This is a genomic window from Cystobacter fuscus DSM 2262 (assembly GCF_000335475.2).
Classification (GTDB): Bacteria; Myxococcota; Myxococcia; order Myxococcales; family Myxococcaceae; genus Cystobacter; species Cystobacter fuscus.
The window spans coordinates 61141-76609 of the sequence record NZ_ANAH02000007.1 but is presented as its reverse complement, the minus strand read 5'-3'; the positions used below and the strand labels follow the sequence as shown (position 1 = coordinate 76609).

At 67.2% G+C, this 15469-nt stretch carries 10 protein-coding genes; 9 read left to right on the top strand and 1 reads right to left on the bottom strand.

Annotated elements, in window-relative coordinates:
• Positions 1-312 precede the first annotated feature (312 nt).
• The 8 genes from D187_RS12585 to D187_RS12550 all read left to right on the top strand — a co-directional run bounded on the left by D187_RS12585 (position 313) and on the right by D187_RS12550 (position 14270).
• The gene (locus D187_RS12585) at positions 313-4458 is read left to right on the top strand and encodes a hypothetical protein (protein ID WP_002623325.1); all 4146 of its coding nucleotides are present in this window, start codon (positions 313-315) and stop codon (positions 4456-4458) included.
• Positions 4448-4636: a hypothetical protein gene (locus D187_RS12580; protein WP_002623326.1), complete on the top strand. Its 189-nt coding sequence runs from the start codon at positions 4448-4450 to the stop codon at positions 4634-4636. Before D187_RS12585 ends, D187_RS12580 begins: the two co-directional genes overlap by 11 nt.
• Positions 4637-4648: 12 nt before the next feature.
• Entirely contained in the window at positions 4649-6889 is a 2241-nt protein-coding gene (locus tag D187_RS12575; RefSeq protein WP_002623327.1) for a hypothetical protein, read from the top strand.
• 6 nt (positions 6890-6895) lie between these two features.
• Positions 6896-10681: a DUF6603 domain-containing protein gene (locus D187_RS12570; protein ID WP_051256332.1), complete on the top strand. Its 3786-nt coding sequence runs from the start codon at positions 6896-6898 to the stop codon at positions 10679-10681.
• Positions 10682-10709: 28 nt separating this feature from the next.
• Positions 10710-12668 (top strand): hypothetical protein, encoded by a 1959-nt coding sequence (locus D187_RS12565; protein WP_002623329.1) that lies wholly within the window; start codon positions 10710-10712, stop codon positions 12666-12668.
• 93 nt (positions 12669-12761) lie between these two features.
• Positions 12762-13154: a c-type cytochrome gene (locus D187_RS12560; RefSeq protein WP_002623330.1), complete on the top strand. Its 393-nt coding sequence runs from the start codon at positions 12762-12764 to the stop codon at positions 13152-13154.
• Between the two features lie 97 nt (positions 13155-13251).
• Positions 13252-13791 (top strand): cytochrome c, encoded by a 540-nt coding sequence (locus D187_RS12555; protein WP_002623331.1) that lies wholly within the window; start codon positions 13252-13254, stop codon positions 13789-13791.
• 17 nt (positions 13792-13808) lie between these two features.
• Positions 13809-14270: a cupin domain-containing protein gene (locus D187_RS12550; RefSeq protein ID WP_002623332.1), complete on the top strand. Its 462-nt coding sequence runs from the start codon at positions 13809-13811 to the stop codon at positions 14268-14270.
• Between the two features lie 4 nt (positions 14271-14274).
• Here D187_RS12550 and D187_RS49805 read toward each other — a convergent pair whose 3' ends face one another.
• On the bottom strand, positions 14275-14673 hold the full coding sequence (locus D187_RS49805) for a hypothetical protein (RefSeq protein ID WP_002623333.1): 399 nt from the start codon (positions 14671-14673) through the stop codon (positions 14275-14277).
• A gap of 387 nt (positions 14674-15060) precedes the next feature.
• Between D187_RS49805 and D187_RS12540 the strand changes: the two genes are divergently transcribed.
• Positions 15061-15441: a hypothetical protein gene (locus tag D187_RS12540; RefSeq protein WP_002623334.1), complete on the top strand. Its 381-nt coding sequence runs from the start codon at positions 15061-15063 to the stop codon at positions 15439-15441.
• The last annotated feature ends 28 nt before the right edge of the window (positions 15442-15469 follow it).

Below are 15469 nucleotides of genomic sequence, written 5' to 3'. Positions count from 1 at the left end.
CCTGGTCCTCTCTTCGCCGGTGGTGAGCGGCGCCCACGCTCCGCGCCCGCGCAGGCTGAGACAGGCACGGACAGTTTCGGCCGGTGACGGGGACGCGCGCCCAGCACATCCCTGCTTTCTTGTCAATTCAGTGAAACGCTTATCCCCTGAATCGAACCAGACCGTTATACGGGCTCTCCCGGCAAGGGAAGACAGCGCAAGACGAGCACACGCAGTCGTCGTCCGACACAGTCCATCACAGCCTCGTGATCCGCTGCCGCGGCGGTTCGCCTTCTCGCGTGACGTCAAACATCCTTCCGAAGGAGCATCACCATGGCTGGAGAGTCGACAACCCCCAATGTCCTTCTCGTCCCCATGCACCTGGACGCGCTCTGTCTGTCCAGCCCCACGCCCGTCCGCGAAGCACTCGCGCAGTACACCCGGCTCCCCTTCACCTACAAGAAAGCGGATGGTGACTACGGCCACAGCAATGACCGGGCGAACATCAGCGAGAACATCCTCTCCCAGCCCTTCTCGCCCACCTTCCAGGAACTCGCGCCAGGCATCCACCTGCACTGGGCCCTGCCCGATACGCTGACCCGCAGCACCGGGTCGGATCTCTCGGGACGGCATCGCTTTCCCATCGTCCCCAACCGCTGGCTGGTCCGCCGCCTCCGGGGCGACAGCGTGGAGCGGCAATGGGTCGTCGAGAGTGATTACCTCTACCCCGATCTGACGGGCCTCTCTCTCCAGCAGCAGCCCGTCGCCGCCATCATTCCCTTCCCGCGCACCCGGTTGAAGGAGGGGCCCTACCAGCCCTTCCGGCACATCGGACGTGCGATGCAGGTCACGGACTGGCAGTCCTCCGGGGCCTCGGGCGAGTACCTGCGCCAGCACGAACTCGCGCTCACGGCCATGGGGCCGCTCGAGTGGCATGCGTCTCTGGACCATGTGAAGGCCTCGTTCGCGGCCTTCTACCCGGGGTGCTTCAGCGTGTTCGGCTTCCATGACCCGGACGCCAAGCTGGGAGAGAACCCGTCCGGTGTCAGCTATGACGTCCTCGGCTGGTATGACCGGCCCGACGATGACGTCTTGAAGGACTTCTACCTCCAGCACCAATCCGAGACGGATCGCATCCGGGTCCGCCAGGACTTCGAACAACGCTTCCGGTGGCAGGTGGACCTGGGGCAGGCCGCGCTCCCCCGCCGGACCGTCTGCCACGCGCGGCTCACGTTCCAGGGAGCGACCCGGAACAACCCCGCCGCCAGCCAGAAGACGCTCACCCTGTCGGTGGGTGACACCGGCACCGAGGCCCTCTCCGCCTATCTGGCCCACCAACTGGAGGAGGAGCCCGATACGCGGCGCGACGTCGCGCGGCAACTCGACGCCCTCGAGTTCACGGATCAGCTCGACCAGCTCCAGCTCGACGTGGACGAGAAGTTCCACGAGGCGCGCCACGAGCGGGGCTTCACGGCCCGCGCCGGTGGCACCCTCTGGTCCATCCAACGCGCCAATCCCGCGAGCGACACCGAGGGAGAGGAGGTCACCCTCCCGGACGACGTGGCCCACCTGCTCAGCGAGCTCAACCAGCTCCAGGGCGCGTATGACCGGGCCAACGAAGCCACGGCGTCCATGAGCTCGCGGCTCTTCAACGACTGGCACAAGTTCATCTACGCCACCCATCCCGAGGCGATCGGCGACCAGATGGGCGAGGATCAGCCCACCGACGCCGAGGACCTCTCGGACGCGATGCAGACCCTGCGCGCCAACGGGCTCGCCACCCTCCGCAAGCATCTGCTCGCGACGGGCAAGCTCGGGTGGAAGCAACCCCGGAACACGCAACAGGTGGTGGGAGCGCCCGAGACGCTGCGCTTCGGTCTCGTCAATGCTGGCTCGACGCAATACTTCCGGGAGTACCGGGAGGATCTCGACGCCAATTACATCAAGGATCCCTCCAGCCACTGGGCCAAGGAGTTCAAGAACTTCGGCATCACGCTCTCCTCGAGCGCGACCGTGAAGGTGGTGGCGGAGGGCGGCGAGGAAGGCGAGGGGAGGGTGTGGAACATCACCGACGGGGGGCGGACGTATGTGATTCGAATCGAGAAGGGGTTGATAAGCCTCGATATCCCCCCCTTCGCGGAGCAGCTCGCGGCGCGCTTGCAGCGTGCGATGGATGCGCTCCAGCGGCGCGTCTGGGGACTCACCCCCCCATTCGCCCTCAGGGCCACCCCCGGCCCACGCTACTGGCAGCCCAATGATCCGGTCGTCTTGATGCATGGCGAGGCGCTCTCGCGCGGTGTCCGGCATGGCCGCGACGGCCGGCTCCAGAAGGACGGTCTGCTGGCGTGCCAGCTCCTCGCGGGCGTCTCCGACGAGAGCCTCGACCGCCTGCCGCTGGAGGAAGCGCTCCTGGGCCGCATTCGACAGCTCATCGACGCCTCACCCGCCTCCCAGTCCGGCGAGCGCGCGGGCTTCACCACCTGGACCCAGCAGCCCTGGAACCCCTTCCTGCTGGAGTGGGACGTCCAGTTCTTCCCGCACCCCGTTCCCAAGGTAGATGGCCGTGACGCCTACCCGCCAGACCACATCACCCGCCGCTACGTGCGCGCTCCCGAGGCGGTGGACCTGGCGCGCCGGGAGCCGGACAACACCGATGACGTCGTCACCAACTCGGAGCCCTATCGAGGGTTCAGCATCCTGAGCGCGCACGCGAGCGGGACGCTGAAGCAGCGGATCGCCTCGTACGTGGTCAAGCAGCGGCTGCTCCTGCCGGAGGAGAGTCACCAGAAAGCCCTGTATGGACTCACCGCGGCGCAGGCCGAGCAATACCTCGACACGAACGGCAACGCCCAGGCCCTGCTCTCCGGTTATCAGCCCGAGCCGGGACAGGAGGACGACACGCTCCGCACGGCGCTCAGGGCCTACGTGACGCTCCAGTCCCAGCAAGAGCACATCCTCTCCCAGGCCCTCAATGGCTTCAACGACGCGCTCCTGATGCAAAAGCGCACGCTGCAGCTCGACATCGAGGATCCCATCGGCTTCGACGACCACCGCCTCTTCGCCTCGCAGGTGGCGGGGACGGTCCGCGGCGCCCTGCTCCTGGCGTCCACCCCGAAGCGCGACTTCAATCCGATCCGCGGCGGAGAGCTGCGCATCACCGGCCTGCGCCTGGTGGACACGTTCGGACAGCTCAACGACCTGGACACCCGGCCCGACGAGGGGGGCACGACGATCGTGTCCTCCGAGCTGATGCCCCTGAGGGATCGCGGCGAGAATGACCACCGGGTGCTGCTCGCGCCACGGCTCGCCCAGCCCTCGCGCATCCAGTTCCGCTGGCTGTCGGGCATGCCCCTGGAGGGCGAGGACCAGCCGGAGATGAACGCGCATCCGGCGACGAGCCCCATCTGTGGCTGGCTCATCCCCAACAACTTCGACGGCGGCCTGATGGTGTACGCCACCTCGGGCACCCCGCTGGGGGTCATCAACGCGGCGGGGTATTGGGATCCCTTCCCCGGCACGACCCATCCCGTGGCCGTGGAGGCCATCGAGAACCCCCACCTGCGCAAGGTGATCGACCACCTCACGTCCGCCGGCAGGGCGGGCCAGGACTACACGAAGGCGTTTGGCACGGTGCTCAACGCCGCCCTGGACCAGAGCGACCCGGAGGCGCTCTCCCACAGCCCCTCGCTCTCGCTCCTGATTGGACGCCCCCTGGCCGTGGTCCGGGCGTCGGTGGACCTGGAGCTCCACGGACTGCCGGCGCGTGACAAGCGTTGGCGGGTCTTCAACGAGACCCTCGCGCAATACCAGGACGGGGAGGCGCCCACGCCCATCTCCCAGAGCCCCGAGTCGTGGACGCTGGGCTTCGACCAGGTGGAGCTGCCCATCCGCATCGGCGAGTTCCGCCAGTTCAACGACGGCCTGCTCGGCTACTGGAAGGAGCAGGCGGATGGCCGCTTCGAGAACGGCACGTTCTATGCGCCCCAGAGCGAGCATGAGGGCTTCTCCGGCACCGACCCCGCCGGGCGCTCGATCGTCACCGCCTCGGGAAACAGGGCGGTGGAGATCCCCCAGACGGTGAGCGCACCGGCCCAGATCCTGACCATGCTCGTGGATCCGCGAGGCGAGGTCCACGCGACCAGCAGCATCGTGCCGGCCAAGTCGATCCGGATTCCCCCCGAACAGTACGAAAAGGCGCTCGCCTCGCTCGAGGTGACGTTCACCTCCGCGCCGCTGCTGACGGGCCGGGCCGCCTACGGCAAGGCCGGCGGCGAGCGCGAGGTGAGCGTGCCGGTACCCGAGCAGCCCGGCTTCACCTGGTCCTGGGTATCCCGGCAGCGCGGCCTGTGGGAGGAGACGCGGGCGCTGACTCCGGCGGAGACGCGCGCCCGGATGCCGGACGCCCTGCAACTCGCCGAGGGCTGGCTGAAGCTCTCGCGTGAAACACCTCCTGGAGGCTCCAACAACCATGGCGCATGACACGAACAAACCGCTCCAGCTCACGTTGAGCGTGGCGGAGATCAACCAGGTCCTGGAGGCGCTCGGAAGGCAGCCCTACGCGCGCGTCTTCCAGCTCATTGGCCGCATCCAGCAACAGGCCGCGGCCCAGATCTCGGCCTCCGAGACGACGGCCCCCGCTGGACCCGCTCACACCTAGAGGAAGCCCATCATGGCCCAGGCCTTCGCGTTCCAATTCAACCTTCCCCTCCCGGACTCGAGCGACACGCTCACCAACGTCCTGTTCATCAACGAGTCTCCCGCGGAGAGCGACACCCTCGAGGTCGAATCCAAGCCCCATTCTGGCGTCACCATGATGCTCAAGAACGTGAGCGACAAGGTGGTGAGCAGCTCCAACCACCACTTCAAGCTCACCTTCCGTCCCGACACGCTCGTGCGGCCCGAGGAGCTCCTCCTCGACGCCTCTCATGACGGACAGTGGGGACTGCTCTGTGAGGTCGAGAAGCGTGTCCCGACCTCGGCTGACGAATACGCGCTGGGCGACGTCTATCTGTATGTCCTCTACAAGGGCGCAGCGCCGCTGGAGGTGAAGCCCAGCACTCCCCTGGCGCTGACCTTGAAGAAGGTGGGTGCGGTCGCCGGAAAGGGCACGCGGCCCACGCTCGCCCAGCTCACCCTGCACCGATACGAGACCTACGTGACGCTCAGCGGACCAGATGACGAGTACAACCGCACCGAGAACTCCGACCTCGGCCTCATCAACATGAGCATGGGCGGCGCGTCGGCTCCTTCCCTGGAGGCGGAGTTCAGCAGCTCCAACCTCGTTCTGAATGATGGACATACCGACAACCACCTGGTGCTGCGCATCGTCAACACGGGCCTGGTCCCCATCCTCCTGACGCCCGGCACGGGCGGGGAGTCGGTGAGCCGTTTCACCCTCCGCTTCGAGTCCAGCGAGGACACCTCGGACCTCTGGGCCCTGGGGACGTCCTCCCAGGTGTCCAGCATCTTCATCCCGGGCAAGTCGGACCACACTGGAACGGACCCGGACTGGCCCGGCCACGCCCTCTGGAACGTGGAGGGGCCCAATCAGCTGGGGGAATGGACGCTCACGCCCAAGTCCGGCAACACCACCCTGGACAAGGGGATGGCGATCGAGGTGCCCATCTCGAAGGTCAAGACGGGCCACGCCACGGGCCGCTCGGCGCTGCTCGTCCGCTACGGTGGGCTGACCGGCTACAGCGACGGTGAGCGCGTGGCGTTCATCCAGAAGCAGCCCTTGAAGTTCGCGGACCAGAAGGTCGGCATCGGCACCGGCAGCCCGACCGAGAAGCTGACGGTGGAGACCGCTGAGGATGCGTATGGCATCACCCACTCGGATGGAACGGTCAAACTGTCCACACGGCTGCGTGGGACCTCCAGCACCCGAGCGGCCGGGTTTGGAACCCAGACGAACCATGACCTCTTGTTCTACACGAACGACAGCGTCTCATCCCCCGCGATGACGCTGAAGACCAATGGCAGGGTGGGCATCGGCACGGAGGCGCCAACCTTTCGCCTCCAGGTGAAGACGGGAACGGGCGTTCACGGGCTCAGCCATACCGATGGCACCCGGATATTCACCACCTACGTGGGCGAAAAGGGAGTTTCGCTCGGCACCCTGACGAATCACAACCTTCACCTCTTCACGACCGGCCGCGGCGATTCTCCCCAACTGACGCTGACGACCGGTGGCAACGTGGGTATTGGCACGGAAGCACCCGATTTTCCCCTCCAGGTGAAGACGGGCACGGGCGAGCACGGTCTCAGCCATACCGATGGCACCCGGACGCTCACCACCTATGTGAACGACAATGGCGGATGGTTCGGCACCAAGTCGAATCATGACCTCCATTTCTTCGCCAACAACAAGACCCAGCCTCAGCTGACGCTGAAGACCAGTGGCAACGTGGGCATTGGCACGTATACACCCGATCATCCCCTCCAGGTGAAGACGGGAGCGGGTGCGCACGGGCTCAGCCATACCGACGGCACCCGGACGCTCTCCACCTATGTGAGCGACAAGGGCGGATGGTTCGGCACCAAGTCGAATCATGACCTCCATTTCTTCACGAGCAACCACACCACGACGCCTGAGCTGACCCTGAAGACCGACGGTAGGCTCCTGCTCAAGGGGGAGGCGCCATTCCAGTGCAAAACCATCACCGTGGACAGAGGCTCCGCCAGCGGAAACACCGGCTTCTCCAAAGACGAGTGGGTGGTCTTCGTCGCTGGATTCTATCTCAATGCCGATGATGACAGCGCTGACAAGGATATCTCCTTCAACTGCTACCCCAAGGTGAGCGGCACCACCTGGCACATCTTCGCTGACGTGGAGCGGGTAGGTGACGACTGGCGTGTCCATGTCATCGCCATCCGGCGCGCCCTCATCACCGGCAACTATTCCTATTGAGATGAGATGCAAACCCGCCGGAACACGGACCGGCGCGTGAACACCTTGAGCAGGGCGAGGATGGCCATGGCATTGCTGGATGACTTGCTGACCAATGAAGGGATTGCCGCCCTGCTCGGTGACGGCCTCGAGTTCGAGCTCGAGACGGCCGATGGCGGCAAGGTCCTCGTCTTGAAGGGCGAGCTCGCCGAGGGAGGAGGAGACACCTCGCCCCTCGTCGTCACCGCGGAGCTGGATGGCATCCGGCTGACGGAGCTGGATGCCCTGACCCAGCTCGTGGGCGGCGTGAGCCTGGACATCATCCCCGCCCAGGTCCCCCTGGCCAACGTCATCGCCCTCCAGGGGTTCGAGCTCATCCTCGAGCAGAATCCCACCCGCCGGGTCAGCTCGGTCACCCTGGAGCTCCAATCCGCCGAGCCCTGGCAGATCATCGACGGGCAGTTCGCCCTGGAGGAGCTGTTCTTCTCCATCACGGTGAAGTCGCCGTCGGATCCCCTGACCCGGCAGGTGTCCTGCGAGGCCCGGAGCACACTCAAGCTCGACGATGAGGTCCTGCTGGAGGCCGGGGTGGCGCTGCCCTCCATGAATGTCGCCGTTGCCCTGCCCGAGGGACAGACGGCGCCGCTCTCGTCGCTGCTCGCGGGCGTCCTGCCGGAGAGCGGCGACCCGTCCACGTTCACTCTCACGGGGCTCGAGGCCGTCATCCAACCCCGTGAGCAGAGCTATTCCTTCGCGGCGGAGATCGCGCAGGAGTGGGAAGTGGTGCCGGGGCTCGTGACCCTGACCGGACTCGGCCTCGACATGTCGAAGGAGGGGGTCAACCGGCCCGAGGTGGAGATCCACGGCTCCTTCGCGCTCGCGGACAAGGAGTTCGTGGTCTCGGCCAGCCGCTCGGGGGGAGGCACCTCCACCAATCCCACCGCGACCCATTGGGTCTTCGAGGGCGGGCTGGCGGAGGAGGAGCAGGTGGAGATCGGCGCCCTCGTCGGGGACCTGACCGGCAAGCTGGGCATCCCCATGCCACGGTTCATCGAGGAGCTGGTCCTCGAGGACCTCTCGGTCACGCTCGACAACACCACGAAGAATCTCTCCGTCCGCAGTGAGTGGGCGTCCACGGGGAAGCTCGCCATCGACTCGCGTCCCAACCTGCCAGCGCCGCTCGGCAAGACGCTGCTCGCGGGCTTCTCCAACCCCGAGGGCGAGAGCACGAGCCTGCGGAAGATGGTCGAGGGCATCTCGTCCGACTTCGCCGCGCTCATTCCCGATGGGCTCACCCTCCAGGTGAACCACGCGCTCTTCGCCTCGTGGCAGCAGCCCCCCACGTCCCTGACGGCCAGGCGGCTCTTTGGCGTGGAGGTCGGCGCGGGCCTGGACCTGTCGCAGCTTCCCCTGGTGGGTCAGAACTTCACGCCAGAAGACGGGGTGAAACTGACCTACCGGATCATGGTGGCCTCCGCCGCGCTCACCCAGCCCGAGGTGAACGCCCTCATTCCCCTGTTCGAGGCCCAGGGCGTGCCCTTGGGCAAGGAAGTGCTCCCCCAGGGGGTGACGCTGCGGGGAGAGCTCCAGATCGGCGACCTCACGCTGCCCATCAACGTCCCGGTCCAGGTGAGCGACAACGGTCAGATCGTCGAGGGTCCCGGAACCCGGAGCGGCATGGAGCCCCAGTGGTTCTCGCTCCAGAAGGCCGTGGGCCCGGTGAGTCTGGAGCGCGTGGGGGTGAAGTTCGACGCGGGCGAGCTGTGGCTGCTGCTCGACGCGTCCCTGGCCCTGGGGCCGCTGTCCCTGGGCCTGTCCGGACTGTCCGTGAGCGCGCCGGTGACGATGAGCTCGCCGCCCCGCTTCCACCTCGATGGACTGGCGCTCGACTACCGCACGCCCAATCTGGAGATTGGCGGCACCCTCCTGCGCCGCGAGATGGAAGTGGAGGGTGAGAAGGTCGAGAGCTACGACGGCCTGGCGCTGCTCAAGGCGAAGATGGGTGGCCGGGCCATCTCGCTCAGCGCGATTGGCGGCTACGCGCAGTTCAAGGGCGAGCCCTCGCTGTTCCTCTATGCCGTGCTGGGCGTTCCCCTGGGCGGGCCGCCCTTCTTCTTCGTGGAGGGGCTGTCCGCGGGCTTTGGCGTCAACCGGGCGCTGACGATTCCCACGGTGGACAAGATCAAGGACTTCCCCCTGGTCCGGGAGGCGCTCAGCGGGCAGAACGACATCGGTGACGCGAACAGCCGGGCGGCGCTCCTCCAGGAGAAGGTCGCCCTGCTGTCCACCTATCTCACGCCCAGCGTGGGAGATGGCTTCCTGGCCGTGGGAGTGAAGTTCACCTCGTTCAAGCTGCTGTCGGGGTTCGCCCTGCTCACGGTCAAGCTGGGCGAGCGCTTCGAGGTGCACGTGCTCGGGCTCGCCAACCTGAGCATTCCCTTCGGGGCGGCCAACACGGGCGTGGACCCCATCGCGCAGATCGAGCTGGCCTTGAAGGCCTCCTTCATCCCCGAGGAGGGTTTCCTGGGCGTCATCGCCCAGCTCACGCCGTCCTCCTACATCCTGTCCAAGGACTGCAAGCTCACGGGAGGCTATGCCTTCTACACGTGGTTGGCGGGGCCGCACGCGGGCGACTTCGTCATCACCGCCGGAGGCTACCACCCCCGCTTCCCCGTCCCCGACCACTACCCGCTGGTGCCGCGACTGGGATTCAACTGGCGCCTGGGCGACGTGGCCATCATCAAGGGAGGCGGCTACTTCGCGCTCTGTGCGCACGCGGTGATGGCGGGCGGCTCGCTGGAGGTCAGCTTCGAGTCGGGGGATGCGCACGCCACCTTCCGTGCTGGCGCCGACTTCCTGATCAGCTGGAAGCCCTACCATTACGACATCGAACTCCGGGTGAGCATCAGCGCCGGCTTCGGCTTCCTCGGAGATGTCGACGTGTCGGCCGCCCTGCGGCTGTGGGGACCGGATTTCGGCGGCTACGCGGAGATCGACGTCACCCTGTTCTCCTTCACCATCGAGTTCGGAGACCAGGGCAGCGTCCATCCCAAGGCCATTGGTTGGGAGGATTTCCAGAGTGGATTCCTGCCTCCGGCGGAGGAGATCTGCACCCTGGGGGTGACGAACGGGCTGCTGCGGCGGCTGCAGAAGGGGGAGGAGGAGCTCTGGGTGGTCAACCCCAAGGACTTCGCGCTCACCACGGATGCCTTCGTCCCCACGAAGAAGGCCGTTCAGGGGGAGGGGAGGCAGGAGATCGTCATGGGGAGCACCCAGGGAGCCTTCGGCATCCGCCCCATGGCGGTGACGCCAGACGATCTCGAGACGGAGCAATGGATCCGGCTCACGAAGCTCACGGACGATGGAGAGCTGGACGTGACGGACTGGTTCACGTTCACGCCGATGACGCGCAAGGTCCCCTCCGCGGTGTGGGGCACGGCCAAGACGGCCTCCGAGGATCGGGTGCTTCCGCCCTCCGCGGACGAGCCGCGCTTCGTGGAAGGCGTGGTGACAGGCTTCGACGTCCAGATCAAGGCACAGCCCGCACCCGGCCATACCGAGAACATCCGCACGGAGGTGCTGCGCTACGACACGACCCCCATCCCAGACGCCTTCCAGTGGGAGCCCATCGCCGAGTTCCAGCCCATCAGCGCAGACGACGTGGCGCGCCGTGAGCGGCTGCGCGAGACGGTGGGACGGAATGACCTCCGCGATCAGCTCCTGAAGGGACTGGGATTCGATCCCGAGCGGGACGTGTCGCTCGATCCGGAATCACTCGCACGAACCTTCGTCGTGGCTCCCCAGGTCCAGTGAGCCGCCCATCCCCTCGAGGAATCCGATCATGACTGGAAAGACCCGCACCGACACCGCCCCGCTCGTCGAGTTCATCCAGTATCACCAGCCCCCGCTCGACAGCGGCACCTACCGCGTGGACCTGACGCAGTCGCTCCAGACGCTCCAGAGCGACAAGGTCTCCACGCCAGCCACCTGGGAGCGCAGCCTCACCTTCGTGGTCACGGGAGAGCGCTTCACCGCGCTCGCACCGAGCGATGTGGCCGGCGTCTTCCCGCCCGAGGGAAGCCTGGGCGACCACCTGAATGTCCTGCCCCACATCACGCTGACCCGCAGCACGCTGCCCTGGGAGCGCTCGCCCGACAACGAGGATCCGAACCTCCCGTGGCTCGCCCTCCTGCTGTTCCGGGAGTCGGATTTCACCTCGCCCGAGGACAAGCCCGTCGAGCGCATCCTCCCGCTGCGGGAGCTGACGTCGGCACCTGGGGCCACGTTCCCCCCCTTCGAGGAGGAGGTGGGGCAGGACCCGGACGACAGCGTGAGCGTGATCGAGGTGAAGCGGCGGCTGCTCGAGGCGGTGCTGCCCAAGAAGAGCGAGCTGGGTTATCTGGCCCACGTGCGCCAGCTCAAGGGCATGAAGAAAGAAGACCCGTCGGCCAGCACCAATACCCATGCGACCGTGCTCTGCAATCGTCTGCCTCAAGAGGGTGGAACCAGCACGGTCTATCTGGTCTCCGTGGAGGGTCGCTACCATCAAGACTCCGAGGAGTTCGATTTCGGAGGTGCTGGCGAAGAGGCGCTGATCCGCCTCGTGAGCCTGAAGCGGTGGAGCTTCTCGTGTCTGGATCCGGACCAGAGCTTCACCGCGCTGCTCTCGAAGGTGAAGCGGGAGCCGAGCACGCTCAGGCTGACCGAGGAGGTCGAGACCGAAGCGGCTCCGTATCTCGCCAGGGGATGCGTTCCCCTGCCGCATGCCCTTCGCCAGGGAGACAAGACGGTCTCGTGGTACCACGGCCCCCTGAGCCCCGGCGACGTGCAGGAGCCGGTGGCATTGCCCGCCCTGGCCGCGGACGAGCTGCTGCGCTACGAGGCGCGGACCGGCATGTTCGATGTCTCCTATGCTTCGGCCTGGGAGCTCGGGCGCCGGCTGACACTGCGGAATCAGGCGGTCTCCCTCGCGCTCTACCAATGGAAGCGCACGGGCCGGCTCGCGCAGCGCCAGGAGGAGCAGCGGCTGCGGACGCGGAGCGTGTCCCGCATGCCCTTCCGGAGCGTGCGCACCCCGCCCGGGCCACCCGAGGTGGTGAGGAAGTGGTTCGAGGACCTGCGCGACCTGCGCGGCGTGCCCTTCGAATACCTGGTGCCCGACGCGCGGCTCCTCCCCGCCGAGTCCCTGCGGTTCTTCCGGATGGACTGGCGCTGGATGAAGTGCCTGCTGGATGGCGCCAACAGCATTGGCCGGGTGACCGAGGCGGACAGGCGTCTGGAGCTGCGGCGGAGGAGCGCCAGCCCCCTGGAGGAGGCGGACCGGTTGATCACGGGCTTCCTGCTGCGCTCGTCCGTGGTCTCCGGCTGGAAGGATCTGCTCGTGGATGGCTATGACGTCCTCATCGAGGACAACACCTTCCAGCCTCCGGAGTCGATGTTGAACCTCGCGCGGATGGAGCGGCTGAACGACAACGTGCTCCTGTGTCTCTTCGAAGGCGACGTGAAGACGGTGGACATCCACCTCCAGCCGGAGGCGATGCATTTTGGAGTGGATGCGCCCGTCGACGAGGCGCCGAGGTTCCGCAAGACGCCGCGTGACCGGGAGACGGGGAGTGAAATCCTGGAGCGCCAGTTCCCCGTCCCCTGGAAGAAGGACGAGGCGCTCGGCGTCATCCACATGGGTGAACTCGCCCAGAAGCTGCAGAACGTCCAGAGCCGCTCCGAGTACACGTCCGCGCCCCTGGCCCTGCAGATGATCGAGGGGGTGCAGAAGGTACGCTTCTCACAAGTGACCCCGTAGCCCCCGCCCCTTCTTGAGGGCGACACCCTGGCGACGCCCTTCTGGGCCCCCTTCCCCTGGTCCTCCCCGCGCTGGTGGTAGTAGAGGAGGGGCATGCGCAATCGCATGCCCCTCGTCCTTCCGCTGTCCCACACGGTGCTCTTGTCGATGGCCGTGGCCCTCGCGGGTTGCTCGGAGAAGAAGGAGGCGGAGACCTCCGCGTCCGGAAACACCGCCACCGCCCAGGCGCCGCGGCCTCCGGAGGAACTCTTCGCCAGCTTGAAATGCCGCGGCTGCCACGGCGAGGGCGCCATGTTCGCCCCCGCTCTCGTCAACGCGCGGAGCAAGCCCGACGAGACGGTCGCCATGTGGATCCTCGACGCCCAGAAGGTCCGGCCCGGAACGGGCATGCCCAGCTACGCGGACCTCATGTCCACCCAGGAGGCCCTCTCGCTGGCGCGCTGGATCAAGGCGGGCAACCCCGCGGCCTCGGCGGCGACTCCCTGAGGGCCGCGGAGGCCGTGCATTGCTTTCCGCGAAGCCAGGACTGATCCTGCGAGTGGGTGAGAAGCCCCATGCGCATCACGGCCGGCGAGTCCATTCGATGAAGACCACTTCTTTTCGCGTCCCCCTCATGCTCGTGGGCGTCCTGTCCGCGGGCTTTGTCTTCCACGCCTCCGCCGCGGAGCCCGAGCCCCAGAAGGCCGCTCCCTCCAAGAAGCCCAAGGCCGAGAAGCCCAAGGCCGAGGCGGCCAACAAGGAGTCGCCTCCCTCCTCGTTGGGCAAGCCGGACTATCTGCCCGAGCAGGCCCGGTCCCTGCTGCGCCAGAAGATGGAGCGCCATGGGCAGGACGCGCGCGACCTCATGTATGGCGTGACGTTGCTCCAGTACGACGTCGCGCGCGCCGCGGCCAAACACATCTCCGCCGAGCCCCGGATCATCCGGCCCCTGCCCGGCGGTGAGGCGGATCTCAACGCGCTCCTGCCCGAGCGTTTCTTCGTGCTCCAGGACGAGGCCCGCCTGCGCGCTCGCGCCGTGAGCGAGGCCGCGGAGAAGCGGGACGACCAGGCGCTCGCGGAGAGCTACGGGCGCCTCGTGGAGACGTGCGTGGCGTGTCACTCGACGTATCTCAACCACCGATGAGCCGGAACGGAGGGGTGATGCGTACCGTGTTCCTGTTGGCCCTGTTGTGTGTCGGCGTGGGCTGTGCCCGCGTCCCCACCCGGCCCGTGCGCTACGTGGTGGACGGCGCGCGGGCTCCCACCTTCCGCATCGCCCAGGGCAAGGGCACCGCGCTCCTGCTGCTCAACGAGGAGACCGGCGCCCGTGCCGCCTCGATGGGCGTGTTGGAGCTCCAGGGGGGAAGCACGGTGCCCGAGCACGTCCACGTGGACAGTGTGGAGATGATCTACGTGGAGGAGGGCGGGGCGGAGATGACCATCGAGGGGCAGGCGATGTCCGTGCGTCAGGGCGACGCCGTCTACATCCCCGCGGGCCTGCGCCACTCGGTCCGGGTGGCCGAGAGCACGCCGCGCTTCCGCTCCGTGCAGGTGTACGTGGGCCCGGGCCCGGAGGCGCGCTTCCGCCAGGGCGAGCCCGTGACGCCCGCTGTCTCTCCGTAGCGCCCTATTCCGGAGGGGGTCCCCGGTGGGAGCGCTCGGGGTGGCAGGCGCGTTGTTGATCGGGGCCGGTGTGGCACTGGCCCTGGAGCTCCCTGTCGTGGAGCGTCACCGTGCAGGCCTCGCCCTCCTGGAGGCCCGAGCAGGCGGCGAGGGCCTCGGGAGGAGGACCGGGAGGACGCGCCGGCCGGCAGGCGAGGGTCTCTCCATGGTGCGACTCGCAGGTGCCCTCGAGCTGGCGATCCGGGAAGTCGATGGTGCAGGTGGCGCCCTGGCTCTTGGAGGCGCAGGCCTGGAGGGCCTCGGGGGGCGGGCCTCGCCGATGCGGGGGCTGTGCGAGCACCGACGTGGAGACCAGCGATGCCGCCACGGTGAGCACGGCGTGAAGAGGGATGAACCGACGCATGGGCTACCTCCTGGGGTGAGGATTCGACGTTCACCAGTGTCGGCGCCGCATGTTTCCGGGTGATTTCTCTCCCGTTGCGAATCTTGTTCTTTCGACTTCCGGGAGTTGAGAAAGGTTGGCCTTCCATGGACCTGGGAGGAGAGGGCGTGTCGCGGAGTGAATGGCAGGCGAGCGTCCGGCGTCTGGGCGCGCACCATGAATGGTCTTCGCGCACTTCTCGTTGGTTGGATGCTCACGGCGGCGGGTTGCACTTTCATTCACTCTTCCGACCCCGACCCCGAGCCTTCGGAAACTCCGAGCCGGCCTCCCCATCGGCCTCGGCCCCCGCCGCGCGGTCCCCGGCCTCCTCCTCCCCCGTCCCATCCGCATGAGCCGCCTCGGGGCTCCATGAACTTCCACGTCCCTCCGGATCGTGTTCCGCGAGAGGGCCTGTGCCGCATCTGGTACCGGCCGCTGCCTCCGGATCGCCAGCCGGCGACCATGTCGTGCGGCCACGCGCATCGGACCGCGAGTCGCCATGGGGGCCTGGTGATCTGGGCTTCCTCGCCGCGCTCGTTCCAGACGGGTGAAGTGGCGGCGACCGAGTACGGGCCGGTGTCCTTCGATGGCGTTCCGCCCGATCGTCTACCGCCTCCGGGCTCCTGCCGCGTCTGGCTGGACGGAGTGCCTCCCGATCGTCAGCCCCCGCCCATGTCCTGCCAGGACGCCTCCGCCTACCAGCGGCGCCACGGGGGCCGGGTGCTGTTCATGCCCGCCTCTGACCTCTGAGCATCAGCATGGAAACCAGGGCACGGCC

Excerpts from the sequence above, each read along its gene's own strand:
- D187_RS12585 (WP_002623325.1), top strand. The coding sequence starts at position 313 with ATGGCTGGAGAGTCGACAACCCCCAATGTCCTTCTCGTCCCCATGCAC.
- D187_RS12580 (WP_002623326.1), top strand. The coding sequence starts at position 4,448 with ATGGCGCATGACACGAACAAACCGCTCCAGCTCACGTTGAGCGTGGCG.
- D187_RS12575 (WP_002623327.1), top strand. The coding sequence starts at position 4,649 with ATGGCCCAGGCCTTCGCGTTCCAATTCAACCTTCCCCTCCCGGACTCG.
- D187_RS12570 (WP_051256332.1), top strand. The coding sequence starts at position 6,896 with ATGCAAACCCGCCGGAACACGGACCGGCGCGTGAACACCTTGAGCAGG.
- D187_RS12565 (WP_002623329.1), top strand. The coding sequence starts at position 10,710 with ATGACTGGAAAGACCCGCACCGACACCGCCCCGCTCGTCGAGTTCATC.
- D187_RS12560 (WP_002623330.1), top strand. The coding sequence starts at position 12,762 with ATGCGCAATCGCATGCCCCTCGTCCTTCCGCTGTCCCACACGGTGCTC.
- D187_RS12555 (WP_002623331.1), top strand. The coding sequence starts at position 13,252 with ATGAAGACCACTTCTTTTCGCGTCCCCCTCATGCTCGTGGGCGTCCTG.
- D187_RS12550 (WP_002623332.1), top strand. The coding sequence starts at position 13,809 with ATGCGTACCGTGTTCCTGTTGGCCCTGTTGTGTGTCGGCGTGGGCTGT.
- D187_RS49805 (WP_002623333.1), bottom strand. The coding sequence starts at position 14,673 with ATGCGTCGGTTCATCCCTCTTCACGCCGTGCTCACCGTGGCGGCATCG.
- D187_RS12540 (WP_002623334.1), top strand. The coding sequence starts at position 15,061 with ATGAACTTCCACGTCCCTCCGGATCGTGTTCCGCGAGAGGGCCTGTGC.